The following is a 24,121-nucleotide window of genomic DNA, read 5'->3' as shown; positions in this document are numbered from 1 at the left end:
TACTATTAAATCCTAATTACTTTCGAGAATGTGGGAGTATGTATACTTAAAAATTACAACGTTGTAATTCTGAGCGAAGGGAAGTGTCTTCAAGGTGAAAAAACGTTTGTTCACGTTGTATGTGCTGGCCAAAAGGGATAGGTATTTGCTGCTTATGTTCGCGCCTATTTTCTTGTATTACATCATTTTTATGTACGTTCCCATGCCTGGTGTACTGCTTGCCTTTCGCAATTTTATGCCAGGTCAGGGAATGTTCAGTGGTGAATGGGTAGGTCTGAGATGGTTCGAGCAATTTGTGAATTCAATTTACTTCTGGAGACTGTTGCGTAATACATTTTTGCTTGCTTTTCTTCCTATGCTCTTTGGTTTCTCCATCCCCATTCTATTCGCTGTCTGCATCGTAGAGATTAAAAACCGAACATTCAAACGTTTTGCCCAAACGGTTACGTATCTCCCTCACTTCATCTCAACCGTGGTCGTGGCTGGTATGATTATTAACTTTCTGTCACCCACGGATGGGATCGTCAATACGCTGATTGCCAAATTTGGAATGGAAAAAGTGAACTTCATGATGGAAGCTGGCTGGTTCCGTACTATTTTCACGAGTTCCGATATCTGGCAAAGCTTCGGTTTTAGCTCCATTATCTACATCGCAGCCATTATGGGCATTGATCCAGAGATGTACGATTCCGGAAAAATTGACGGCGTCAACAAGTTTCAGGAGCTCTGGCATCTTACCCTTCCGAGTATCAAGCCGACTATAGTTATTCTGCTCCTGCTGTCACTGGGAGGCATTATGAGCGTAGGCTTCGAGAAAGTATATCTGTTATACAACGGGGCCACGTACGAGACTGCCGATGTGTTATCAACCTATGTATACCGAATGGGAATCGAAGGACAAAACTATGGTTTTGCAACGGCTGTTGGCCTTTTTAACTCCATTATCACCTTTGTACTTGTTTTTGCAGCGAATACAATGACTCGTCGTCTGACTAAGATGTCACTCTGGTAAGATTCCAAACTGAATCAAAGGAGACCTGTATGCAAAAATCGAGAAGTGACCGGATGTTCTACGGATTTGTCTACCTGCTTACCATTTTGGCAGTTGTCGTCACGTTGTACCCGTTCCTGTATGTGGTTAGTATTTCATTCAGCTCCGTGGAAGCCATCGATAAACAAAAAGTTGTCTTGTGGCCAGTCGGTTTTACCCTTTCAGGATACCAAATGGTACTTCAATACAAGGAGTTATGGGTGTCCTTTTATAATACCCTTTGGTATACCGTTGTGGGAACGCTGCTCAACATTGTGGCAACTTGTCTTGCTGCTTTTCCGTTATCCAGACAGCAGTTCTTCCTGCGCAGGAAACTTAATTTTTTTATCGCATTCACGATGTATTTCTCCGGCGGGCTCATTCCGGTCTACATGCTGATTACATCACTCGGTCTGTATAATACCCGCTGGGTAATGGTGCTGCCGGTCCTGGTTATTACATTTAACGTGATGATCTGTCGTTCTGCATTTGAAGGTATTCCGAATGAAATCTTTGAGAGTGCGAGTATAGACGGAGCAAACGAACTCACAATGCTGTATCGCTTGGCAGTTCCCATCATCAAGCCGACACTTGCTGTCCTTACCCTCTACTACGCAGTGTTTCATTGGAATAATTTTTTCTCGGCCTTGCTGTATCTGGGCAAACAGGATATGCAGCCTTTACAGATGTTCCTGAGGCGGGTACTGATTATGGCTTCCCCAGAAGTGATGCAGAAGATGGGGGGTACGATGACCTCAGGTGCGCTGGCTGTCTCCACACTTCAGGTTCGATATGTATCCATCGTAGTCAGTATTCTGCCAATTGTTACGATCTACCCGTTTATCCAGCGGTACTTCGTCAAGGGTATTACACTCGGAGCCGTGAAAGGATAGTCCAATTGAGCATCATGGTTGACCAAGTTTGTTCATACCAAGGAGGAATAATGGATGAGAATTAAAGGGGCAGGAAGAAAAAGTGTAATGGCAGCAATACTTGCAGTCAGCCTTGCGGGTTGTAGTGGCGGAACAGGAACAGATGTAGGTAGCAGTCCACCAAGCTCGGAACCGGCATTTAATTACACAGGTGCAGGACCTGTGACGGATCAGACGGATGCTAAGTTATCTATCCTCGGGACGAATGCATGGACGACAAATGTAGATCTATCTACTGCTGCAATTGTGAAGAAAATTGAGGATATTGCGGGTGTTCAGGTTGATTGGGATCTAATCCCGCCGCAAAACTATGCGGATGCTGTGAATCCAAGACTTGCCGCTGGTACGGGGTTACCAGACATCGTTTATTTGCCTGATCAGGATCAACTTATGAAGTATATTAACAGCGGGTTATTTATTCCGATTAACGAATTGGTAGATAAGTATGGGATGAATCTCAAAAAAATATATGAAAAATCTCCTTCAGTCAAAGCCAGTTTAACCACGCCAGATGGTAAAATGTATTATATTCCGCAGCAAACATTGACCAGAAACTATATGCCTGTGTTTATGATCAATCAGCGCTGGTTGAAGAAGCTCGGAATGAATGAGCCTACAACATTGGATGAGTTCACGGCGATGCTTCGCAAATTCAAGACAGATGATCCAAATGGCAATGGTCAAGCAGATGAGATCCCATTATCTATGGAGTCGAAGTTTGTGTCGATGGCGTTTGGACCGGTCTTTGGCCTGGATCTGGCCAACCAGTTTTATGCGAATGATCAGGGCAGGGTCCATTTTAGCTATTATGAGCCTGCCTACAAAGAATACCTGACTTATTTGAACGGGCTTTACAAAGAAGGACTGCTTGGAGTGGATTATGCGAGTACTACAAGCGATCAGGTAACCTCACGAATATCTCAGGATGTGACCGGAGCAACGTTTAATTTTAGCTGGTACATGTCAATGGTCTACAGTCCGTTGTTCAAGGATTACGATCCGAAGGAGCCCATCTTCAAAGGCATTCTACCTTTGAAAGGGCCAAATGGAGATCAGTTCTATGTGGGACGTACACCTGTAAGTGGTATCTTTGGCATTACGCGTGACAGCAAAAATCCAGAACTTGCTTTTCGATTCCTGGATTATGCGGTAAGTGAGGAAGCACAAACATTTTATACATGGGGCATCAAAGATGATACGTATACGGAGGAGAATGGGGTGAAAGCGTTTACGGACAAGGGTAAAGACAATGAGTATATCCAGAAACTCGGCATTGGTCCTGTCAATCTGCCTAATATTCAGTCCACTGACTCTGCCGATTCCGTGGTGGCAGAGTGGCATGCAAAGCTCGACAAGGAGCTAGAACCATATATTCGTGAACCTTTTCCATTTGTTTATGCTCTACCGGATGAAGCCAGTGTAGAGAGCATGTCAATGCCAGATATTACAACCTATGTTGAAGAGATGAATTTTAAATTTATAAGCGGAGATACCAGCTTGGATCAGTTTGACAGTTATATTGAAACATTGAAAAAAATGAACATTGAGCAGGTTATTGCTGGCAGACAGGCACAATATGACCGTTACAAGGCTGCTCAGCAGTAGTATTTGAAGGCGGTCAGTATGAGAGGTGTTGATTGAACTGATAACGATTAAGGACATTGCCAAACTGGCGGGGGTTAGCTATAGTACGGTATCCAAGGCGCTTAATGGAGACCCCCGGATTAAACCGGCGACTAGACAGAAAGTCCTTGCAGTCGCCGAGAAACACCAGTATCGAAAAAACATTCTAGCTCAGCAGCTCTCTACTGGAAGAAGCAATATTATAGGTTTTGTGCTTGATGAATTGAGCAATCCATTGTTCTCGAATATATCGGGCATTCTGCATGCAGAACTGAAACAGCGTGGATACCAAATGATTCTGGTCGTTGCAGATGATGGGGTAGATGTGTTCAGCCAGCTCCGCGTAGATGGCTGCATATTGTGGGATTATGCACTTGAAAATCGGGATGCATTTTGGAAGAAGTTTTCCACTCTTAATATGCCTTGCTTTGTGCTGGGTACAGATGAGACGCCCAATTCCCCTTATATCAAAGTTGATCGTAAAGAGGGAATATTTAAAGCGGTGGAGCATTTGAATTCGCTCGGACACACCCGTATCGGTTTCATTGGTAACTCGCAAAATATCAAGCTGGAAGGGTACCGAGAAGCTTTGCAGCGCACAAATCTAAAATTTGAAGAAGATTACGTACTGCCAGCACATTCCTCTTGGGAGGACGGGTATTTTGCAATTCGAAATTATACATTTGGTCCAAAGGCACCGACGGCTTTTATCGGTTTGAATAACCTTGTAACCCGAGGAGCGCTGCGGGCTTTGCTGGAGGCAGGCTACAATGTACCCCGTGAGATATCATTAATCGGTTATGATGATCTGCCAGATATGCAATATGCTGAAGTTGCTCTGACCACAATCGGCCCTGCACTGGATGAACTGGCTGTTCAGGCTGCAGAACTAATCGTATCATTAATCCGCAATGAAGAAGTGGATTATCCAGTTGTCATCCAACCGAAACTGAATCATCGTAATTCAACTGCGATAGCCAGGGAGTTTTAGCAATAACAACGATAGAGGAGGTGGAATATGGAGGCACACAAGAACAACTCTTGTATAAATAGACTTGAAACGAAAGCGGGGGATGAACAGGTGTTCAATGGTATAAATCAGCCCTGTCCATCTCGTTACTACACGGTGGCTCAAGATGGAAGCGGAGACTTCTCTACCATTCAGGCTGCAATTAACGCCATGCCAGATAATGCCATCAATGAGCTGGAGATCCGAATCAAGCAAGGTATTTATTATGAGAAGCTTTATATGGATAAGCCTAGGATTCATTTAATCGGAGAGGGCGCAGAGCAAACTGTTATTACTTACGATGACTATGCGCTAAAAAAATTCCCTGACGGACAGCTATATCATACGTTTCATTCGTACACGGCCTTCATCGGAGAGGATGATTTCACAGCAGAGGGACTTTCTTTTGTGAATTCTGCAGGTCCAGGCAAGGATGTTGGGCAAGCCCTTGCCATATACGTGGATGGTGACCGTGCAGCGTTCCGCAATTGTCGCTTCATCGGGCATCAGGATACCATTTTCACCGGACCGCTCCCGTCAAAGCCCATGGACCGAAGCTTTTTCGGGGGGCCGCGCGATGGGGCAGAACGCCGGAAACTCCGTCAGTACTTTGAGGACTGTTATATAGAGGGCGATGTTGATTTTATTTTTGGCTCGGCTACGGCCGTGTTCAAGGGGTGTGAAATTTTCTCCCAAAATCATATATCAGATACTGCTCCAGCAGAGAATACGGTAAATGGGTGGATTACTGCGGCTTCGACACCCGAAGACGTTCGCCATGGCTATGTGTTCATCGATTGCACCCTGACCAGCAATGCTCCCCCGCAGTCGATATACCTCGGCCGGCCGTGGCGGAACCATGCTAAAGTGTGCTTTCTGAACTGCTGGATGGGTGCTCATGTTAAGATGGAGGGCTGGCATAACTGGAACAAACCAGATGCCGAAACTACTGTTGTATACGCTGAATTTAATAGTAAGGGTCCCGGAGCAGCGAGTACGGAAGAGAGGGTTTCGTGGGCTAAGAGGCTGACTGAAGAAGAAGCATCCGAGTATACAGCGGCTCACATTTTGTCCGGGGTCGATGGCTGGCTTCCCTTTAGATAACCCTTTCCGAACGAAACACTTTTATGCCTAATAAGATGTCTTTCAACAAACGAGAAACGATAGGGAATAAACAAGGAGGCAGCCGATCAACATGATCGGCTGTTTTCGGTATCAAACGGGCGATTAGCGAAACGGAAAGCAGTCCCGAGACATATCTGATCAGGTGCAAAATCCCTCCACAACTACTCAAGTGCAGGGATTTTGCATTTAGGAAGCATCATTACTCGACTAAAACGTGAAGCATTTCCCTCATTTGTCGCCGCTGCTCGACTGTAAGTTTAGCCATGAGCTTTTCAGAGATTTCCGCGCTTATTGAGCGAATCGTCCGAATATGGGGCTTGGCCTTATCAGTAAGTGAAAGAATGGTCGCACGCCGGTCTGTCGGGTCAACGGTACGCTGAATCAGTCCGTTTTCTTCCAAGGCGTTCACGAAATCCGTGATCGTTCGTGGTTTTAAGTCCATGACAGCCGCAAGCTCATTCATGCGTATATGCTCCGCTTTCCAAACTTCCATCAACAGTCGCAGACGGGCCCCTGAGAGGGGGATGGGCAGATCCAACGAAGCCAGACGTTTATCGAATTCGAATTTCAAAATACGTGAGGTGGTGGTGAGTAAATAAAAGGTATCGGCAGCTTCTTCATCCGGGTAGTCATTTGACGATATGTTCATTTGCTTATATATCCTCTTTTCACAATAAGTCTCCTTCTATTTTATCGTAAAGAATCTCTTTTTCAAATTGTGTCAGCCCAGAAGGATTGACTTCCTGAAAATTAGTGAGTAAACTCACTATATATTAAAAAAGGTGAGGTTACTCACTAAATTAACCATACTGGAGGCTTCACCATGACTAACGTATTATTCGTCAGACCAAATCCAAGACTGACTGTACAAGGGCTGGCAAACACAGCAAGCCTGGCTCGGCAGTTCTAAGGAGGCGTGTGATGGACAATGAACTTTCACAGCAACAGCAGTCGCCTAGGTTATGGACAATGGATTTTGTACTGATCACAGCTGCAAGCTTCTTTTTGTTCTTCGGGTTTCAGATACTGCTGCCTACGTTGCCGGTTTATATGCTGGACTTGGGTGGAAACAATACGGCGGTCGGCTTGATCATTAGTATTTTTACCGTATTCTCCTTATTCACACGGCCATTGGTCGGAGCACTTATGAATCGGAGCAAAAAAGGCTGGCTGGTTGCAGGACTTATCCTTTGTTTTCTCATTATATCCTCGTACAATTGGACGGTTTCGGTTGCCATGCTTCTACTGGCGCGCTGCATTCACGGCGTTGGTTGGGGGATTGTCACGGTCACATCGAGCACCATCGCCTCAGATATTATTCCGGCTAATCGGCGGGGAGAGGGGATTGGTTATTTCGGTCTTGCAAGTACTCTTGCCATGGCTTTGGCGCCTGCGATCGGACTTGCACTTCTGGACGGAAAATGGCAGATGCCTGGTGTTATTGTCGTTGCAGCCGTCAGTACGGCCCTGTCTTTGCTATGCGTATGGGGCGTTCAGAAACAGCGTAAACAGAGCGATTCCTCTTTGGGTAGCGGAGATCAAGTACAAGCGAAAACCTCTTTTCGGTCACAGCTGTTCGAGCCAAAGGCGCTGTTTCCTTCCTTGCTTGGTCTGCTGATCGGGATTGTTTATGGCGGGATCGTCAGCTTCATTACACTGTTTGGTGAAGAAGCTCAGATAGGTAACGTTGGTTTGTTCTTTACGTTGAATGCCATTTGCCTGCTTATTGTGCGGTTTATCTCAGGACGTCTATTCGACCGCAAGGGCCACACCTGGGTCATATTGCCCGGCAGCGTATTACTGGCCGCTTCGCTGCTCGTTCTGTCCTATGCCCATAGCATGACCATGCTGGCAATTTCAGCAGTTCTTTTTGGTTTTGGGTTCGGAGCAGTGCAGCCTTCGCTGCAAGCATGGATCTTAAACCGCGTGGAACCCGAACTGCGCGGACCTGCGAATGCGACTTTTTATTCGGCGTTTGACCTTGGCATCGGCGGAGGTGCGTTACTTCTTGGGCGTCTAGCCGAAGCCAGCAGTTATGCGATGATGTATCGTTATTCGTTTCTCGTCATCATCCTATTCTGTATCGTCTATATAGCGTATAGCTGGAAGGAATCTTAGTAGAAGGGGCACCTGAGGAGGTGCTTCTTTTTGCTTTCATCCAAGTCCAGCGTGGGTTTGTAAGCCAGAAGTGAATAGGGAATCAGAATTCTTGACAGATCGTTACAAAATACCTGCACTGTGTCTGTACCTGCTTCTGAGAAAGGAGATATCATGAGTAAAAACGGAAGACCTCGTGAATTTAATAAGCCAGCGTACTAGATGCGGCAATGGAAACCTTTTGGTTAAAAGGAAGTGCAGGAATTGAAGATATTTCATGATTAGACTACAATTCATTCTTCGTCATGAGGCACTATCTCATTATAATAGAGACATAAGCATATCCAACAGGGGGAATAGCGAATGTACAAGGTTCTGCTGGTTGATGACGAATGGATGATTCTTGACGGAATTGCCAGCGTAATGAGTTGGAATCGACTTGGTACAGAATTGATAGGCACCGCTCAGGATGGATTGGAAGCGCTCGCTTTTATAGAGCTTCAACGTCCTGACATTATTATTACGGATATTCGTATGCCTGGCATGGATGGCCTGCAGCTGGTTGAAGCGGTTACCGAAATGTATCAGGATATATCATTTGTTATGCTGACAGGCTTTACTGAATTCGAGTACGCCAAGAGAGCAATGCAGTACGGAGTCAAGCACTATTTGCTTAAGCCGTGCAGTGAAGAGAGCCTGATGGAGGCTATCGCTGAACTGGTAGGCGAAAAGGATGAATGGACGGATCAGGCCCAGTTTGTGCAAACGATCCAAACTAACTTGGAACGTGTATTGCCGCATGCGAAGCAATACTTCCTGAAGGAACTCGTCACTAACAAGACCTATGGTGCCAAGGAGTGGGGACACTTCGGCGAGTTGTTCGGCGTGGATTTTCGAAGTCAGCAGGTGCGGATGCTGCTGGTTGAGATAGAGGGAGAGCATGAGTACTTGCACCTGTTTGCCATCCAGAACATCGCCGAAGATGTCTTTCACAATCCCATTCTCAGCACAACCTTGGGACGTCATGTGCTGTTGATCATGGAAGACAAACTTCCAGAGAAGCAATTGTTTCATAATATCGACGAGATTCGTCACACGTTCACCCGGTACTATCACTATGACTTGACGATGGCTCTCAGTGAGCCGGGAGAATTGGCACAGACACGTCAGTTGTACATGCAGACTATATCGTACCTGAACCATCGCTTTTACCTGGGGGAGGGCAGCCTTATCATGGAAAGGGATATTCTATCCCCGGAGGAACATGGCTATTCGGAATTTGAGATGGATCAGGAGCGGCTCGTTGCGGCCATTCAGGCTGGACATTGGCAGGTGGCAGAGGATGAGCTGAAGCAGACGTTCTGCTTACTGTCAGATCAACGTTATGACATATTTCAGACCAAGTCCTATCTCATTCAGACCTTTATGGAGATCATTCGGCTTAGCAGTCCTACGGGGATGAAAGAATACATGGATCGACTGCCCTGTATGATGGAATCAAGTACACTTCAGTCGTTTCAACTTTTTATTCTGGATACAGCACGAGATATTGCACTGGAGCGCTACCGGCAGCAGCGCTCCAGACAATCGCAAATGGTGCAGGCTGTCAAGGAACTCGTGGAGTCACGGTATGAGGATGAATCTCTGACACTTCAGGCTATTGCTGGTGAGATTTACATGAATCCGGACTATATCGGCAAAATATTTAAAAAGGAAACTGGAGAGAAATTTACGAATTATGTACTGCGTTACCGGATGGGCAAAGCATTGGAACTCTTGAAGCAGGATAGCAGCTGCACGGTTTCATCGCTCGCCGAGAAGACCGGTTTTGGAGCCAACTGGCCATATTTCAGCAAAGTGTTTAAGAAATATACGGGTTTCTCGCCTTCCGAATATAAGAAGGTTCCATAGCCTTGTCGGTTGTTCTAATGCATTCTCAGCATCATACACCCTGTATGCCTCAAAAGGCGTCAGGGTGTTTTTTGTCGGTTGAAAGTCGGTTTTGAACATGAAGAGAGCGGAAATGAGCATGGGAAGCATGACCTCCAAATTTTATGATTACCATAGGATGTTAACGAATGAACATCGGAATTGGAGGCAAGGGGAATGGAACTGAAGCGAGGTCCGGTGGTGCAAGCGGGTACATTGAAACCACCAGGCAGATGGGGTGTCGTCAAAAAGGAACTGGCTCGAAACAAATATGTATATCTGATGCTCGTTCCTGTCGTCGCGTATTATTTGATATTCAGTTATGGCCCAATGTACGGGCTGCTGATGGCTTTTCAGGAATCCTATAGCCCCGTCAACGGGATTTTGGCAGGAACGTGGATCGGTTTTGACAATTTTACGATGTTTTTCGAGAGTTACTATTTTTGGCGGCTGATTAAAAACACACTCATTTTAAGTTTTTACAGCATTGTATTTGGATTCCCGGCACCCATCTTGCTGGCTATCCTGCTGAACGAGGTTCGCAAGAAATGGTTCAAGAGCACAGTGCAAACGATAAGCTACATGCCTCATTTTATATCAGTCGTTGTGGTGGTCGGAATGTTGAAAACGTTCTCAACACTCGATGGCGGCTTGTTTAATGTCATTCGGGATTTTTTCGACTTACAGCCGGTCATGTTTTTGGCCGAAAAGGACATGTTCCGTCCCATTTATATCTTATCGAACATATGGCAAGGGGCTGGCTGGGCATCCATTATCTTTTTGGCGGCACTCAGCGGCATTGATCCCCAGTTGTATGAAGCCTCCAAAATCGATGGTGCCGGACGCTGGAGACAACTGCTGCATATCACGCTGCCAGGCATTATGCCGACGATTGTCATTATGTTGATCCTTCGTCTTGGTGCGGTGATGAACTCCGATTTTCAAAAGATCCTCTTGATGCAGACAGCACCAACGTATGAAACATCAGACGTTATCTCCACCTTCGTGTACCGATCAGGGATATTGGAAGGTAACTATACATATTCCACGGCTATCGGGTTATTTAACGGCATTATCAATTTTTCACTGCTTATTATCGCCAATGCGATTAGCAAAAAAATGAACTCAACCAGTCTCTGGTAAGCGGAGGTGAAACGATGAAAAGGTCTGTAGGGGAACGCATCTTTGATGCAATCAATGTTCTTGTTCTGATCATCTTTATGTTGATCTGCTTTTACCCCATGTTATACGTGTTCAATTCCTCCATCAGCGACCCGGATCAGATGCTGCGTTCCAGATCCCTGATGCTGCTGCCGGAAGGCTTTCAGCTGGAAGCATATAAGTCCGTTTTCAAAGATACAAGGATATATACGGGCTACATGAACACGCTGTTCTACGTGGTCGCCGGTACGGCGATTAACCTGCTGATGACCTCCTTGGCTGCCTACGGATTGTCAAGAAAGGATCTGATGGGGCGAAAAACATTAATGAAAATGATTACCTTCACCATGTTTTTTGGTGGCGGCATGATTCCGACGTTTTTGTTGATTCAGAATCTGGGCCTTGTGGATACAAGACTGGCCATGATTATTCCAGGTGCAATCAGTACATTTTATTTTCTCATTATGAAAACGAATTTCGAAGGCATTCCGACCAGTTTGATCGAATCAGCGAAGCTGGACGGGGCAAACGATTTTCTGATCCTGTTCCGTATCGTATTGCCGTTATCGAAGCCGATCCTTGCCGTGATGATGCTGTATTATGCAGTGGATCACTGGAACGATTATGTAGGACCGATGCTTTATTTACGCAGTCAGGAGCTTTATCCCATCCAGATCATTATGAGGGATATTCTGATCAGCAGCAGTACGGAAGCCATGGGCGCCGGGACAGATACCGGTTTTGCCATCGGGGAAAACATCAAATATGCAACGATTATCATCTCTACACTGCCAATTATGCTCGTATACCCGTTTATCCAGCGTTTCTTCGTTCAGGGAGCATTAATTGGTGCTGTCAAACAATAAAAGCAATTTAACTGAAATATTTAGGAGCCGTGACTGACTAAGGTCACGACTTCTGATATTATAAATGACTTATGTGGAGGCGAATGACATGAAAAAAAGAATGGGGTCCATCATGCTCTCTTCTCTTCTGACGATGGCGATGCTGGCAGGCTGCACCGGAGGAAGCGAAACCACTAAACCTGACGACAACACGGTAACTCCGTCAGAGGCACTTACCGAAATTCCTTTGCCGATTACAAGCGAGCCATTTACCATTGAATACTGGCGTGCCAATGATGCTAAATTGACGGCTTCCCTGGGGAATTTCGGCGAAACGGCAGCCTACAAAAAGAAAGAAGAGCTGACTGGCATCAAGGCAAATTTTACACATCCGCCTCTGGGACAGCAGCGTGACCAATTCAATCTGCTGATTTCGACGAAGCAGTTGCCTGATGTGATCTACTACAACTGGGCGGATGCCGTTGGCGGCCCGGAGAAGATGATTAAGGATGGTCGAATTATTCGGCTTAACGAACTGATAGATCAATATGCTCCAAACCTGAAACGAATCATTGAATCCGATCCGGATGTGAAAAAGCAAATTGCCCTGGATGATGGAACGATCTACATGTTCCCGTTAATGAAGCTGGATGCACTGAAGCTGAACGCCACTTCAGGATTGATTATACGCAAGGATTGGCTGGATAAGCTGGGGCTGGAGGTTCCTACCACAATCGACGAGTGGCATACGGTACTCAAAGCCTTCAGGGAGCAAGATCCGAACGGTAACGGCAAAGCGGATGAATTGCCATTTACCGGCAACTGGGGACCAGGAAATCTGACCAAGCTGCATGATTTTGCACCCGGATTTGGTGTCATCGGTGGCTTTCAGCTGAATGGAGACAAGGTGGAGTACGGACCTATACAGCCAGGGTATCGTGACTTTCTGGAGAACATGTCCACCTGGTACAAGGAAGGATTAATTGATCCCGAAATCATGACGAATGATGGCAAGGCGTTTGATTACAAAGTCACCAACAACCTGGCGGGAGCCTATCAAGGTGGCGTATTTAGCGGAATGGGCAAGTATTTCAACCTGATGCGGGACACAGACCCGAACTTTAATGTGACAGGCGCTCCATGGCCGATATCCCCGGATGGAACAGGCTATTCTTCCTTTAATTTGGAAAACAAAGTGCTGAGTTACGGCGAAGCCATCACTTCATCGGCGGACGAGGATAAATTGAAGTACATCGTACAGTGGATGGACTATAATTACAGTGAAGATGGCAGTGATCTGTTCAACTTTGGCATCGAGAATGAGAGCTATGTGAAGGAAGGTGATGGTGTGAAATTTACAGAAGTCATCACCGATAATCCGCAGGGGTTGACCTATGACCAGGCACTGGCTTCTTATGCACTATCAATCATGGATGGACCAATCAATCAGGACAGCAGGTATCTGGATGCGCTTCTCTTCGATGACGGGCAGCGGGCGGCCAACGAGGAATGGATGAAAGCCAGCTCGGCACTTACCCTTCCCACGATTCGCTTGACTACGCAAGAAGCCAGTAAAAGCACCTCGATCATGAGCCAGGTCGATACGTATCTGAATGAAACGATGACCGCGATCATTAACGGCCAGAAACCTATCACGGAATTCGATAAAATGGTCGAAACCATTAAAAGCATGGGCATCGACGAGGCCATTGCCGTGCATCAAGCTGCCTACGACCGCTACCAATCAAAATAAAAGTCAGTTTGTGGCTGTTCATGTTTGTTTCGACAGGAAATTTCTCCTACATGTGTTATAAGTATAGAGAACACGTGGTGCAAAGGAGCGCACTTGCCATGACAGCCTATCGCAAATTAAGCATTAAAATGAAAGTATTTCTGATGATTATGCTGATGATGGCTCTGGTCATCACACTGGCATTTACTTCTTTATATTATACGTACTCGGTCTATGACAGACAGTTGTATGACAAATCGTCCAGTCTGCTTAACCTCTCTTCGTCCACCGTGGATGCAGAGCTCAGGAAGCTGGAGGCATTATCGCATGCGATGATCTCAGATAGAGTTATTCAAAAGTCCCTGAAGTCGCTTGCCCAGGATGATACGGATTATACGGGGTTTGTTGAGCGAAACCGGATGGCTGACCGGATATGGGAACACGCCAGTGGGGCTGCACGATATGTGCAGTCCGTTCATCTTATTGACTCTCAAGGTGGGTTGGTTAAATACGGCGAAGCGCTGACTTTTTCCAGTGAAAAGTACAACCGAATGATCCGAGCGGCAGAAGGGGCAAACGGAGCGGTACGCTGGCTGTATCCGGATGAAGACGATCCGATGCTGGCCATGGTGCGTCAAGTGAGAAGCTACGAGCCGATGACGCTGGAGCCTATAGGCATTCTGTTTTTTCGGATCAACATTGACAAACTAATCGAGGAATATGCCGGCATAGACAACAAGGACAGTGATATTGTGCTCAAAGCAGGGCAAAAGGTAATATATCCGTTCCGGGAGTTTTCAGATAGCCTATCTGCAGATTTGCAACCGCTTCCAGGGAGTGGAGGGTATGAGATCAAAGAGTTGGATGACCAAATCGTACTTGTGGCACAGAAGAAGTCTGCGCAGACAGGCTGGGTTTATTATAATATGGCACCTTATGAACAGATATTTGAGCGCATTATTTTATTGAAGAATGCACTCATCGTGGTCTATGTGATTGCAATTGTTGTGGTACTGACACTCGGTATGGCTTTTGCGCGCAGCTTGACCAGGCCAATTCAGCAATTGATTACCCAGATGAGAGACATTCAGCACGGAAGTTTGGAGAATATGGATACCACCATTACTATGCCAGTTTCTAAGCATGTGGACGAGCTAGGTATGCTGCAGCGTACGTACCGGCTCATGATTACCCGTATCAATACGTTAATCAAGGAGAATTATGCTAATCAGCTGGTGATCAAAGAGACAGAATTTAAAGCATTGCAAGCTCAGATTAATCCCCACTTTCTGTATAATGCTTTGGATTCGATCCATTGGCTTGCCAAAAAGAGCCGGCAGGAACAGATATCACGCATGGTCTTGTCTCTTGGATATTTGCTCCGTACTTCTATCAGTTTCAAGCAAAATGTAATTACCATTGCGGAAGAGCTTGAAATTGTGAGCCATTATATCACGATTCAGCAATACCGCTTTCAGACAAGACTGGATTTGCAAATGGATATGCCCTCTGCCTATTTACAGTGCAGTATCCCCAAAATGACTTTACAGCCACTGCTCGAAAACGCCATCCAGTATGGTCTGGAATTACAGACAGGTCCTTGCGTGATTCGTCTGTACGCTCAGATGCATGAAAATAAGCTGGCTGTATTTGTAGAGGACAACGGTCCTGGCATGGAGCAAGAATACGTCAAACAGGTATTGCGTGGAGAGGTTCAAACCAGAGGAAGCGGGATCGGGTTATTGAATATCAGGGATCGGCTCCATCTTGCTTTTGGGGAAGAGTACGACATGATTCTGGAGAGCAGTCCGGGTAGGGGAACGCGGGTTATCTTGCTGTTACCACCACCAAAGGGGGAAGCACTATGAGCATATGGTTTCGATTCCTCGGCATACTGTGTCTCTTAACGATTCTTGCGGGGTGTACGCCCCAGCTTGTCTCGAGACCCGGCATGATTGTCGAAGAAGAGCCCATTACACTGCATATGGCCTGGTGGGGTGGACAGATGCGCAACGAGGCAACCGCTGCAGTGATAGATCTGTATGAACAGCAGAATCCTCATGTCCATATTAAGTATGAGTACAACAACTTCAATGAATATTGGAAAAAACTAGCCCCTTACGCAGCGGGGAATACGTTGCCGGACATTATACAAATGGATATCTCCTATCTGTCTCAGTATAGTTCCCTCAACTTGCTTGAAGATCTTGCACCATACATGGATCGAGGCATAATTGACACAAGCGACATGGACGAAGGCAAGGTCCGGATCGGTGAAATGGATGGTAAAGTTTACGGCATGAGTCTGGGAGTCAATGCCTTGATGGGCTATTACGACCCGGAGATTTTGCGGGAGCAAGGTATCGAAGAACCCACTGTGGACTGGACGTGGGACGATTTCTACGCCATGGGAAACAGGTTGCATGACAAAGACATGTATCTAGGCACTTACTTTACGCCAGAACAGTTTTTTGCATATTATCTAAGGCAGCATGGAATGAAGCTCTATGCTGAGGATGGACAGCGGCTGGGGTACGAGGATGATACGTTGTTTATCGATTACTTTGGCCGTATGCAGCAAATGGCCAAAGAGAAGCTAATTTTTCCGCCAGATATATGGGCCTCGGATATTGGCAAGCCGGATAGGGATCCATTTTATAGGGGGCAAGCCCTGTTTAACTGGGGCTATTCGAACCAGTTCATTGCCACGTCCAGAGAATACGGCAAGCCTTTGGCTATTGCCCCCATGCCGGGACCCCATAGCCAGGAAGCACTTTTCCTAAAGCCGGGCATGTTCTTCTCAGTTGCAAGTAATTCCAGACACAAGGAAGAAGCAGCCCGGTTTATCAGCTTTTTCGTTAATGATATTGAAGCGAATAAACTGCTTAAGGGTGAACGGGGTGTCCCTCTCTCATCAAGGGTCAAAGTGCAGATCAAACAAATTGTGGACCCAGAGGTACAACAGGTATTTGATTATGTGGATTGGGTAGAAAGGAACAGCAGCCCAATGGACTCCCCCGATCCGGTTAGCGGATCAGAAGTGACCGCGGTCCTGCGGGAGATTTACGACCAGCTGCTTTTTGGCCGAGTTACACCGGAACAGGCGGCCAGGCAGTTCCGAGAGGAAGCCAGTGCAATTTTGGGAGAGAAACCCAAACTTACGTTTAAAGTATCTGAAGTATCTGAAGTATCTGAAAAACAAACGATGGAATGATATGAGTAAGAGGATACAATATCGTGAATAATATCAGTTTCATTATGCTAACTGCCAGGATAACGTCTTGCTGTCGATGTCACTTAACCTAAAAACAGTTGCCTATGTAGGCAACTGTTTTTTAATAGTTAATAGCGACTGCTTATTATTATATCGGAACAAGTAAGGATGAAAATTGAGCGGTACCATTCAACTCAGGACAGAATCATACCAGTTAATTGATTTTAAATGGCACGATTTACTTGAAATCAACCGTACTAAATTAGAGGGAGTAGAATAGGTAGGATAGATCAATTCAAATTCTGTTTAATCTCTTGTTGTAACGATTACTGTCATCCTGACAGGGGTTAGCACGAATTTGTGTGTTGAGTCTACAGCAAGGGAAGGTTTTATGCTTGATTATCACATTGTCCTTATACAAGATGCCTGCGCAGCTTTTTCACAAGCAGAACATGATATGACGTTGAAAACAGTGGATACGTATTTCGGCATGGTTAAAGATACAGCAGGAATAGTCTCTTATATAGATACCTCACATCAGACAACATTAAATTAAACAGAGACGTGGGGTTTCGCAGAAAAAAACAATGTTCCATTCAAAGTCGCTATAATAGCGGCTTTTTGTTTTAAGAAACTAATGTTTTTCTCACGATGGTGTTTGGAGCTATATTGTTGGTATTCTATATGTAAATAAAATAACTTGAATTCAGTATTGGAGTCTACATGGAAGTTAGAACTGCAATGTTAACCCATCTTCCTACCATTATTCGTATATTAGCAGATGATGAAATGGGTGCTACCCGAGAGCGTTTCATAGATCCACTGCCAAAAGAATATGTGGAAGCTTTTGCAAAAATGGAAAAGCAAATCGGTAATTCCATAATCATTGCCTTGGATAACAACGAAGTCATTGGTTGTCTTTAGCAATATAGCTAAGAGAGCAGCTGACTTATGTGATCGGCTGCTCTTGTTCAACTAGCTGAGGGATGAGTGCAACTTTTCATCTGCTGAGAAAGTCAATAAGATGTAAGATGTAAGATGTACGTAATAATATGATGATAAGTAGGTGGAGAAACTGAAGCATCGTTTACTCACGATCATATTTCTTATCACTACCATATTCTATTTTTCGAGTGGTCAAGACGTTAATGCTCTATCCTGTGCTGAGAAGGGAAACCTTCAAGAAGAGTTAGACGTATATACTGGTGCTGTTTACGGTGAAATAAAGAAAATTCAAGTTGACCTGAAGCAAGAAGGGATAACGGGCACAAAAGAGAAAGTTAGATATATACTAGTGGAAGTTGAGCGAAGCTGGAAAACGGAAGTTGATTCTCAAATCATTGTCGCAACCGACTACACTTGGGGTTTTAACTTCAAGGAAGGCAGTAAATACTTCATATTTATTAGTGAAATGGATGGCGAATTAAGCAGTAGTCCGTGCAGCACGACAATTGAAATGAATAACCTTAATCAAGCAACTAAACAATTCGGTGAGGGATTCGGGCCAAAACAACAAGTGAATCTGGAATCCAAGATGTGGTTTATGATGGAGCAGGATTTTGATTTGTATATCGTCCTTGCAATAATCCTTGTGGTGAGTGCCGTCTTCATCATGAGAGCAAGGAAGAAAAGGAAACGGGGCTAAGCATCATTGGTCTAAGGGGAACATTCGTTGAATAAATAGAAGGCTTTCTCTTGACCAAATTACATAATACCGAGGAAAAGAGGGATACCAATGACGACGTTAGGATTGATCCGACACGGAGTAACGGATTGGAACGACGAATATCGGACACAAGGCCATTCAGATATCCCGCTCAATGAAAAGGGGCGACAACAAGCTGAACTCTTGTCCCGAAGAATTAGCACAGAACAGTGGAATTATATTTATTCTAGTGATTTGTCCAGAGCACTTGAAACAGCGGAAATCATCGGCAAATTCAAGAATATTGAAGTAAGAACCGACCCACGCTTGAGAGAAATGAACTGTGGGCTTATAGAAGGGACAACAGAACAAGAGCGTGTCAATCGATGGGGGTATGGATGGTTTAGACTGGATCTCGGCATCGAATCAGACGATGAGATTGTAAAAAGAGGAAGGGAGTGCCTTGCTGACATATCAGACAGACACCCAGACGAGAATATATTAATCGTGAGTCACGGTGCATTCCTTGGGATGACTTTGAAGAGACTTATCCCGCATATCGACATGACAGAAAGTTTAATGAATACTTCTATCACCATACTGCATACAGCACAACCTCGATGGGAATGTTCGTTGTATAATTGCACTACACATTTAAATGTAAAATCTATCGAGATTGTAAAAGAGAATATGGAAAATGAAATATAGAAGCCGTGATAAGCGGCTTTTTTTATCGGTACAACAATACAATATGCGTCCCAATGGAATAAAGATTATTTCACTAGGGCTGTACCCCTGCATCTGTCTAGCGAATGTTAGGGGTATTTAGTCTGTCTGTTTAGCCGTATTGACTAAATAAGTTAACTCGTGTTAATTTATTAACTGTAGTTAACTTTGAGGGGATGCAATCAATATGAACCAGGATATCTCACTAAGGGAATTAAAAAAAGCCAAGAACAAAATTGCGCTGTATGAAGCTGGATTATCTTTAATGAAGGATCGAATGTTCAGCCAAGTCATGATTGAGGACATCTGCAAGACTGCAGAAATATCCAAGGTCACCTTTTTCAAATTTTATCAACGTAAAGAGGATTTGCTGATTTATTTTATGCGGGTTTGGCTTACTGAACGAATGATCGAGATCGAACAGGAAGAGAAAAAAGGATTCCAGGCATTCCGCCATTTATTGTCCAGGGTTGCCAAGGAGCATCAAGTAAGGCCGGGGATGATGCCGAGTTTGATTTCCTTTCTAGCAGAACAGAACATGCAGCCTTGTATGCCTGAACTGAGTCAAGCGGAAGTATCGCTGCTCTTTCCAGGTCACGAGGAAGCGGGGAGTCAATCGCCTAATATGTTCGTTTTATTTCAACAGTTTATGAAGGAAGAACAACAAGTGGGTAAGCTCAACCCATCTCTCACCTTGGAGCAATCTGTACAGATCTGTTTCACCATTTTCTATGGTGCGTTTCTGACGGCTCAACTGTACAATTCAGCGGATATTGGCCGCTTTTATGATACGCATCTGGGTCTGCTTGAAATATAGGAGAAGGAGCGAATAAGCATGGCTAAAGTGATTGCAGGTCGTTATACCGCACAGATGGAAGGTTCCTTCGTTGTTTTCGTGATTGGTTTTCGGATTAACAAATGGTGGGCGATACATAAATGGCTGCCTGTTATGAATTCCATGTCCCCGATGCTTCAGGAGCTGTATCGAAACAAAGAGGAGCTCGGATTCATGGATGGTTCCTATCACTTTTCAGGCCGTGGACTTACACTTATCCAATATTGGAGGAGCTTTGAACACCTGGAACACTATGCCCGACACGGAGCTAACCATCTGAAGGCATGGAGGGATTTCAACCGCAAAGTTGGAACTGGGGGAGATGTAGGAATTTTCCACGAAACCTATGTGGTTCCTGAAGGGCAATATGAATGTGTCTACAACAATATGCCGACCTTTGGATTGGCAAAAGCGGGAGCCCACGTTCCAGCAACGGGGCGTAGAGAAACGGCAAGTCGGCGGCTTGGCCGCGAAGGAGATCCAGCTGTTCCAACACCTCCGAATCCTTAGTCTAAGCGTCTCCTGCCATTGCCGAAGCAAACAAATAAAGGGTGCAACCTAAGTTTATGCTTGCATGGTGATATCCTGTATCTAAGTCGCGTGTTTGTAGATAATGGGGTAAACATAACTGAATACAAGAATAAGGCAGCCGACATCGTGATCGGCTGTTTGTTTTTTATGAACGAACAGAAAACAAGCAAAGGCAGCGTTGCTATAAGCCCTTTTTGTATATAGCCTTGTCAAAAGATTCATTTCTGAATAATCTAACACATACCACAGAAGAGGGGGAAGAAATATGAGTTCAGTTGGATACAGCAATGATAATGTAGGAGGAATTGGTGGAGGATATGGTGGTTTTACGTCCATTGGTGCTATTCTGGTACTTTTTATTCTGTTAGTCATCATCTCCAAAGCTTTCTTGGTGTAATGATCACTGAATAAGCCGCAAGTAGTGAAGAGATAAGAACTTGTAAACCTTCAAAACTAACTGTGCCTTAAGCAAAATTGGTATGACTAGCGGAGTTTCGGTGTTTCGCCTGTAATGTAAAAAAAAGGAACTGCTAATATGGCAGTTCCTTTTTTTAAGAAGTTAGAGGTAGGGTCAATACAGGAGTTGGAGAGAAATCTCCTAGTTCTGTTATGAGCATTTGTTTAATAGATTCATTTATACTTTTCCTGGCCATCTATTCTCTATACATAAGAAAGTTATTCAGACTGTTTACGTAAAAAGAGATGCCCCCATAAAAACAAAGGTCATCTCTTTTTAGCAAAAAAATAATTGAACACAAAAAAACGCTATGATATAATCGATAAACGTCATTGATTTCAATCGAAAAAAGTATGTAAGTATTATTATTCCTATATTTATAGTACATCTTTTAATTTGATTTGTCAATGCTATTTTTTTGAAAGGTGGTATTTGAGGGGAAAAGGACTGAAGCGATCATATTTGTTTTTCACATTTTAACGGATAGAGGAGAGGTTGAATGAATTCACTGGTTCTCGATTTTCAAGAAATAGATCACACTCAGCTTTGGCTGGTTGGTGGAAAAGGGCTGCACTTAGGGTTGTTATCCAAATTGGAAGGGATTCATGTGCCTGAAGGGTTTTGTGTCACAACGGTGGGATACCAAACAGCGATCAAACAGAATAAAATGGTTCATGCATTGTTGGATCAGCTGTCTGAGCTTAAGGTAGAAGATCGAGAACGTGTTAATAAAATCCGTGAGGAGATCCAACAGGCCATCTTGGAAGTAGTCATTCCTTCCGATGTTGTGAAAGCAGTCGTCCAATCTCTCTCTCGCTTTGGTGAGGATCATGCCTATGCTGTGCGCTCAAGTGCAACTGCTGAAGACTTACCCCATGCTTCTTTTGCTGGTCAACAGGACACGTATTTAAATATTATCGGCACAGAAGCCGTCTTGGAACATATCCGTAAATGCTGGGCTTCTTTATTTACAGAACGCGCGGTAATTTACCGGATGCAGAATGGATTTGACCACAGGCAGGTTTATTTATCTGTTGTGGTTCAAAAAATGGTGTTACCGCAGGCATCAGGGATATTATTTACTGCGGATCCGATCACTTGCAATCGGAAGTTGATCTCAATCGATGCCAGTTTCGGACTCGGAGAGGCGCTTGTTTCCGGCCTAGTGTCTGCTGATGGTTACCAAGTTAAGGATGGGGAAATCGTCAGCAAGCGAATTGAGACCAAAAAACTTGCGATTTATGGACGGAAGGAAGGCGGAACAGAGACCAAGCAGCTTCAGCTTGAGCAGCAAAAGACGCAAACACTTTCGGATCAACAGATTTTACAACTCGCACATTTGGGTAAACAGCTCGAAGAACATTTCGGATGCCCCCAAGACATCGAATGGTGTATGGACGGTGATACATTTTACATCGTTCAGAGCCGCCCCATCACCACTTTATATCCAATTCCTGAAGCACAAGATGAGGAAAATCACGTGTATGTATCTGTTGGTCATCAGCAAATGATGACAGATCCAATCAAACCATTGGGAATGTCCATCTGGAAGCTAACGGGCAACCCCTCCATGTTTAAAATGGGGGGTGGAAGGTTGTTTGTCGATATTACCAAGGGTCTGTCTACCTCGGCGGGCAGGCAGAATTTGCTGGGTGTCTTGGGACACTCCGATCCGCTTATAAAAGATGCACTAATGACCATTATAGAGCGGGGAGATTTTATACCACTGGACCCGAATGACAAAAGCGAACAGGGACCTATAAAAAGCCATAAGGGCATGTCTCCTGCGGATATTTTAAAAGAGGCAGGAAGCGATTCAGCCATTGTGGCTGCGTTGATACAGAATAGTGAGACCTCGGTATCTGAGTTGAAACATACGATGCAAACGAAAGCGGGATTGGACGTATTTGATTGCATTCTGGAAGATATGCAGCAGCGGAAGAAGCGTTCTTCCGACTCGAAAAATTTGAGTGTGATCATGGCTGCTTTTCACGCATCCGCATGGATTAATGAAAAAATGGATGACTGGTTAGGTGAGAAAAACGCTGCAGACACACTTTCCTTGTCTGTACCTCATAACATTACTTCAGAAATGGGTATGGAGCTGCTGGATGTTGCCGATGTGATTCGTCCCTATCCGGAAATCATTGAGTACTTACAACAAGTAAGAGATGATCATTTTATGGATAAACTGGTTCAATTCGAAGGCGGCCAGCAAGCATATGAAGCTATTTCTGCTTATCTCAATAAATATGGAATGCGATGTGCCGGGGAGATCGATATTACACGGACTCGATGGAGTGAAAAACCGAGTGTGCTGATACCCATGATCCTCAGTAATATCAAGAACCTTGAGCCTGGAGCCAGCAAACGGAAATTTGAACAAGGACGACAGGAAGCTTTGTCAAAAGAACAGGACATATTAGCTCGTTTGAAGCAATTACCTGGCGGCGAACAGAAAGCTAGAGAAACAAAACAAATGATTGACCTGATCCGTAATTTCATCGGTTATCGTGAATATCCGAAATACGACATTGTTAGTCGTTACTTCGTTTATAAGCAGGCTTTGCTGAAGGGAACGGAACAACTCGTCCAAGCCCATGTAATTCGTGATAATAAGGAGGATATATACTATCTTTCATTTGAAGAACTGCAGGAAGCCGTACGCACGATGAAATTGGATTACGAGGTCATTGACAGACGGAAAAATGATTACAAGTTGTATGAAAAACTAACTCCGCCACGGGTGATCACGTCTGATGGCGAAATTATTACAGGCAAGTACAGACGTGGGGACCTTCCTGCTGAAGCTGTTGTCGGTCTTGCTGTATCTTCAGGCGTGATCGAAGGGCGGGCGCGTGTCATTCTGAATATGGAGGAGGCGGATCTGGAAGATGGAGATATACTTGTGACCACTTTTACTGATCCCAGCTGGACTCCATTGTTTTTATCCATAAAAGGCTTGGTTACGGAGGTGGGTGGACTGATGACTCATGGGGCTGTTATCGCACGTGAATATGGTTTGCCTGCCGTTGTTGGAGTGGAGAATGCGACTAAATTGATAAAAGATGGGCAACGAATTCGTTTACACGGAACTGAAGGGTATATCGAATTGCTGTCGTAAATAAATAAACAACTCAGAATTAACTGCCTTACAGATGCAGTATCGTTAAATGTGAGACAAGAATACAATCCCGATGAAAGTCGCTATTTTATAGCGGCTTTTTTAT

21 protein-coding genes are annotated in these 24,121 nt (G+C 44.7%); 20 read left to right on the top strand and 1 reads right to left on the bottom strand.

Annotation, left to right across the window (positions count from 1 at the left end; all coding sequences use genetic code 11):
- Positions 1-94 precede the first annotated feature (94 nt).
- From MHB82_RS16915 to MHB82_RS16895, 5 genes are read left to right on the top strand one after another with little or no spacing between them, the layout of a single operon-like run.
- Positions 95-1,012, top strand: coding sequence for an ABC transporter permease (locus MHB82_RS16915; protein ID WP_341175364.1), 918 nt, complete (start codon positions 95-97; stop codon positions 1,010-1,012).
- A gap of 29 nt (positions 1,013-1,041) precedes the next feature.
- Positions 1,042-1,923 carry a carbohydrate ABC transporter permease gene (locus tag MHB82_RS16910; RefSeq protein WP_095357686.1) on the top strand — a complete coding sequence of 294 codons (882 nt, stop codon included), beginning with the start codon at positions 1,042-1,044 and terminating at the stop codon, positions 1,921-1,923.
- A 54-nt stretch (positions 1,924-1,977) separates the two neighbouring features.
- The gene (locus MHB82_RS16905) at positions 1,978-3,567 is read left to right on the top strand and encodes an extracellular solute-binding protein (protein ID WP_341175363.1); all 1,590 of its coding nucleotides are present in this window, start codon (positions 1,978-1,980) and stop codon (positions 3,565-3,567) included.
- A 28-nt stretch (positions 3,568-3,595) separates the two neighbouring features.
- The gene (locus tag MHB82_RS16900; protein WP_176475944.1) at positions 3,596-4,576 is read left to right on the top strand and encodes a LacI family DNA-binding transcriptional regulator; all 981 of its coding nucleotides are present in this window, start codon (positions 3,596-3,598) and stop codon (positions 4,574-4,576) included.
- A 27-nt stretch (positions 4,577-4,603) separates the two neighbouring features.
- Entirely contained in the window at positions 4,604-5,698 is a 1,095-nt protein-coding gene (locus tag MHB82_RS16895; protein ID WP_341175362.1) for a pectinesterase family protein, read from the top strand.
- A 220-nt stretch (positions 5,699-5,918) separates the two neighbouring features.
- Here the strand turns inward: MHB82_RS16895 and MHB82_RS16890 are convergent, their stop codons facing one another.
- Positions 5,919-6,368, bottom strand: a complete 450-nt coding sequence (locus tag MHB82_RS16890) for a MarR family winged helix-turn-helix transcriptional regulator (RefSeq protein WP_095357690.1) — start codon at positions 6,366-6,368, stop codon at positions 5,919-5,921.
- 272 nt (positions 6,369-6,640) lie between these two features.
- On the opposite strand from MHB82_RS16890, the gene MHB82_RS16885 reads away from it, so the two are divergent.
- From MHB82_RS16885 to ppsA, 15 genes are all read left to right on the top strand, one after another.
- Positions 6,641-7,837: an MFS transporter gene (locus MHB82_RS16885; protein ID WP_341175361.1), complete on the top strand. Its 1,197-nt coding sequence runs from the start codon at positions 6,641-6,643 to the stop codon at positions 7,835-7,837.
- A gap of 342 nt (positions 7,838-8,179) precedes the next feature.
- Positions 8,180-9,727, top strand: a complete 1,548-nt coding sequence (locus MHB82_RS16880) for a response regulator (protein ID WP_110822954.1) — start codon at positions 8,180-8,182, stop codon at positions 9,725-9,727.
- A gap of 195 nt (positions 9,728-9,922) precedes the next feature.
- Positions 9,923-10,888, top strand: coding sequence for an ABC transporter permease (locus MHB82_RS16875; RefSeq protein WP_095357693.1), 966 nt, complete (start codon positions 9,923-9,925; stop codon positions 10,886-10,888).
- 14 nt (positions 10,889-10,902) lie between these two features.
- Positions 10,903-11,772, top strand: coding sequence for a carbohydrate ABC transporter permease (locus MHB82_RS16870; protein ID WP_095357694.1), 870 nt, complete (start codon positions 10,903-10,905; stop codon positions 11,770-11,772).
- Positions 11,773-11,860: 88 nt separating this feature from the next.
- A complete protein-coding gene (locus tag MHB82_RS16865; protein ID WP_095357695.1) occupies positions 11,861-13,504 on the top strand; it encodes an extracellular solute-binding protein in 1,644 nt (547 codons plus the stop codon).
- A 98-nt stretch (positions 13,505-13,602) separates the two neighbouring features.
- The gene (locus MHB82_RS16860; protein ID WP_095357696.1) at positions 13,603-15,351 is read left to right on the top strand and encodes a sensor histidine kinase; all 1,749 of its coding nucleotides are present in this window, start codon (positions 13,603-13,605) and stop codon (positions 15,349-15,351) included.
- Positions 15,348-16,697, top strand: coding sequence for an ABC transporter substrate-binding protein (locus tag MHB82_RS16855; RefSeq protein ID WP_341175360.1), 1,350 nt, complete (start codon positions 15,348-15,350; stop codon positions 16,695-16,697). Before MHB82_RS16860 ends, MHB82_RS16855 begins: the two co-directional genes overlap by 4 nt.
- A 325-nt stretch (positions 16,698-17,022) precedes the next feature.
- Positions 17,023-17,253: an isochorismatase family protein gene (locus MHB82_RS16850; RefSeq protein WP_309147263.1), complete on the top strand. Its 231-nt coding sequence runs from the start codon at positions 17,023-17,025 to the stop codon at positions 17,251-17,253.
- A gap of 167 nt (positions 17,254-17,420) precedes the next feature.
- Complete coding sequence (locus MHB82_RS16845; RefSeq protein WP_341175359.1) at positions 17,421-17,621, top strand: hypothetical protein; 201 nt, start codon at positions 17,421-17,423, stop codon at positions 17,619-17,621.
- Between the two features lie 142 nt (positions 17,622-17,763).
- Positions 17,764-18,342, top strand: a complete 579-nt coding sequence (locus MHB82_RS16840) for a hypothetical protein (protein ID WP_341175358.1) — start codon at positions 17,764-17,766, stop codon at positions 18,340-18,342.
- Positions 18,343-18,432: 90 nt separating this feature from the next.
- Positions 18,433-19,050 carry a histidine phosphatase family protein gene (locus MHB82_RS16835; protein ID WP_110822949.1) on the top strand — a complete coding sequence of 206 codons (618 nt, stop codon included), beginning with the start codon at positions 18,433-18,435 and terminating at the stop codon, positions 19,048-19,050.
- Between the two features lie 205 nt (positions 19,051-19,255).
- Positions 19,256-19,885 carry a TetR/AcrR family transcriptional regulator gene (locus MHB82_RS16830; RefSeq protein WP_341175357.1) on the top strand — a complete coding sequence of 210 codons (630 nt, stop codon included), beginning with the start codon at positions 19,256-19,258 and terminating at the stop codon, positions 19,883-19,885.
- 18 nt (positions 19,886-19,903) lie between these two features.
- On the top strand, positions 19,904-20,413 hold the full coding sequence (locus MHB82_RS16825; protein ID WP_341175356.1) for a DUF4188 domain-containing protein: 510 nt from the start codon (positions 19,904-19,906) through the stop codon (positions 20,411-20,413).
- A 286-nt stretch (positions 20,414-20,699) separates the two neighbouring features.
- Complete coding sequence (locus tag MHB82_RS16820) at positions 20,700-20,831, top strand: sporulation protein YjcZ (protein WP_095357703.1); 132 nt, start codon at positions 20,700-20,702, stop codon at positions 20,829-20,831.
- A gap of 559 nt (positions 20,832-21,390) precedes the next feature.
- Positions 21,391-24,015, top strand: a complete 2,625-nt coding sequence (ppsA, locus tag MHB82_RS16815) for a phosphoenolpyruvate synthase (protein ID WP_341175355.1) — start codon at positions 21,391-21,393, stop codon at positions 24,013-24,015.
- The last annotated feature ends 106 nt before the right edge of the window (positions 24,016-24,121 follow it).

This window comes from Paenibacillus sp. FSL K6-2862 (assembly GCF_038005125.1).
Lineage (GTDB): Bacteria > Bacillota > Bacilli > Paenibacillales > Paenibacillaceae > Paenibacillus > Paenibacillus illinoisensis_A.
This window is presented reverse-complemented; position numbering and strand designations above follow the sequence as displayed.

Bases quoted from the DNA above. Each gene is read 5' to 3' on its own strand.
- MHB82_RS16875 (WP_095357693.1), top strand. From the start codon at position 9,923: ATGGAACTGAAGCGAGGTCCGGTGGTGCAAGCGGGTACATTGAAACCA.
- MHB82_RS16890 (WP_095357690.1), bottom strand. From the start codon at position 6,368: ATGAACATATCGTCAAATGACTACCCGGATGAAGAAGCTGCCGATACC.
- MHB82_RS16830 (WP_341175357.1), top strand. From the start codon at position 19,256: ATGAACCAGGATATCTCACTAAGGGAATTAAAAAAAGCCAAGAACAAA.
- MHB82_RS16885 (WP_341175361.1), top strand. From the start codon at position 6,641: ATGGACAATGAACTTTCACAGCAACAGCAGTCGCCTAGGTTATGGACA.
- MHB82_RS16865 (WP_095357695.1), top strand. From the start codon at position 11,861: ATGAAAAAAAGAATGGGGTCCATCATGCTCTCTTCTCTTCTGACGATG.
- MHB82_RS16835 (WP_110822949.1), top strand. From the start codon at position 18,433: ATGACGACGTTAGGATTGATCCGACACGGAGTAACGGATTGGAACGAC.
- MHB82_RS16825 (WP_341175356.1), top strand. From the start codon at position 19,904: ATGGCTAAAGTGATTGCAGGTCGTTATACCGCACAGATGGAAGGTTCC.
- MHB82_RS16820 (WP_095357703.1), top strand. From the start codon at position 20,700: ATGAGTTCAGTTGGATACAGCAATGATAATGTAGGAGGAATTGGTGGA.
- MHB82_RS16895 (WP_341175362.1), top strand. From the start codon at position 4,604: ATGGAGGCACACAAGAACAACTCTTGTATAAATAGACTTGAAACGAAA.
- MHB82_RS16870 (WP_095357694.1), top strand. From the start codon at position 10,903: ATGAAAAGGTCTGTAGGGGAACGCATCTTTGATGCAATCAATGTTCTT.
- MHB82_RS16855 (WP_341175360.1), top strand. From the start codon at position 15,348: ATGAGCATATGGTTTCGATTCCTCGGCATACTGTGTCTCTTAACGATT.
- MHB82_RS16845 (WP_341175359.1), top strand. From the start codon at position 17,421: ATGGAAGTTAGAACTGCAATGTTAACCCATCTTCCTACCATTATTCGT.
- MHB82_RS16905 (WP_341175363.1), top strand. From the start codon at position 1,978: ATGAGAATTAAAGGGGCAGGAAGAAAAAGTGTAATGGCAGCAATACTT.
- ppsA (WP_341175355.1), top strand. From the start codon at position 21,391: ATGAATTCACTGGTTCTCGATTTTCAAGAAATAGATCACACTCAGCTT.
- MHB82_RS16860 (WP_095357696.1), top strand. From the start codon at position 13,603: ATGACAGCCTATCGCAAATTAAGCATTAAAATGAAAGTATTTCTGATG.
- MHB82_RS16880 (WP_110822954.1), top strand. From the start codon at position 8,180: ATGTACAAGGTTCTGCTGGTTGATGACGAATGGATGATTCTTGACGGA.
- MHB82_RS16910 (WP_095357686.1), top strand. From the start codon at position 1,042: ATGCAAAAATCGAGAAGTGACCGGATGTTCTACGGATTTGTCTACCTG.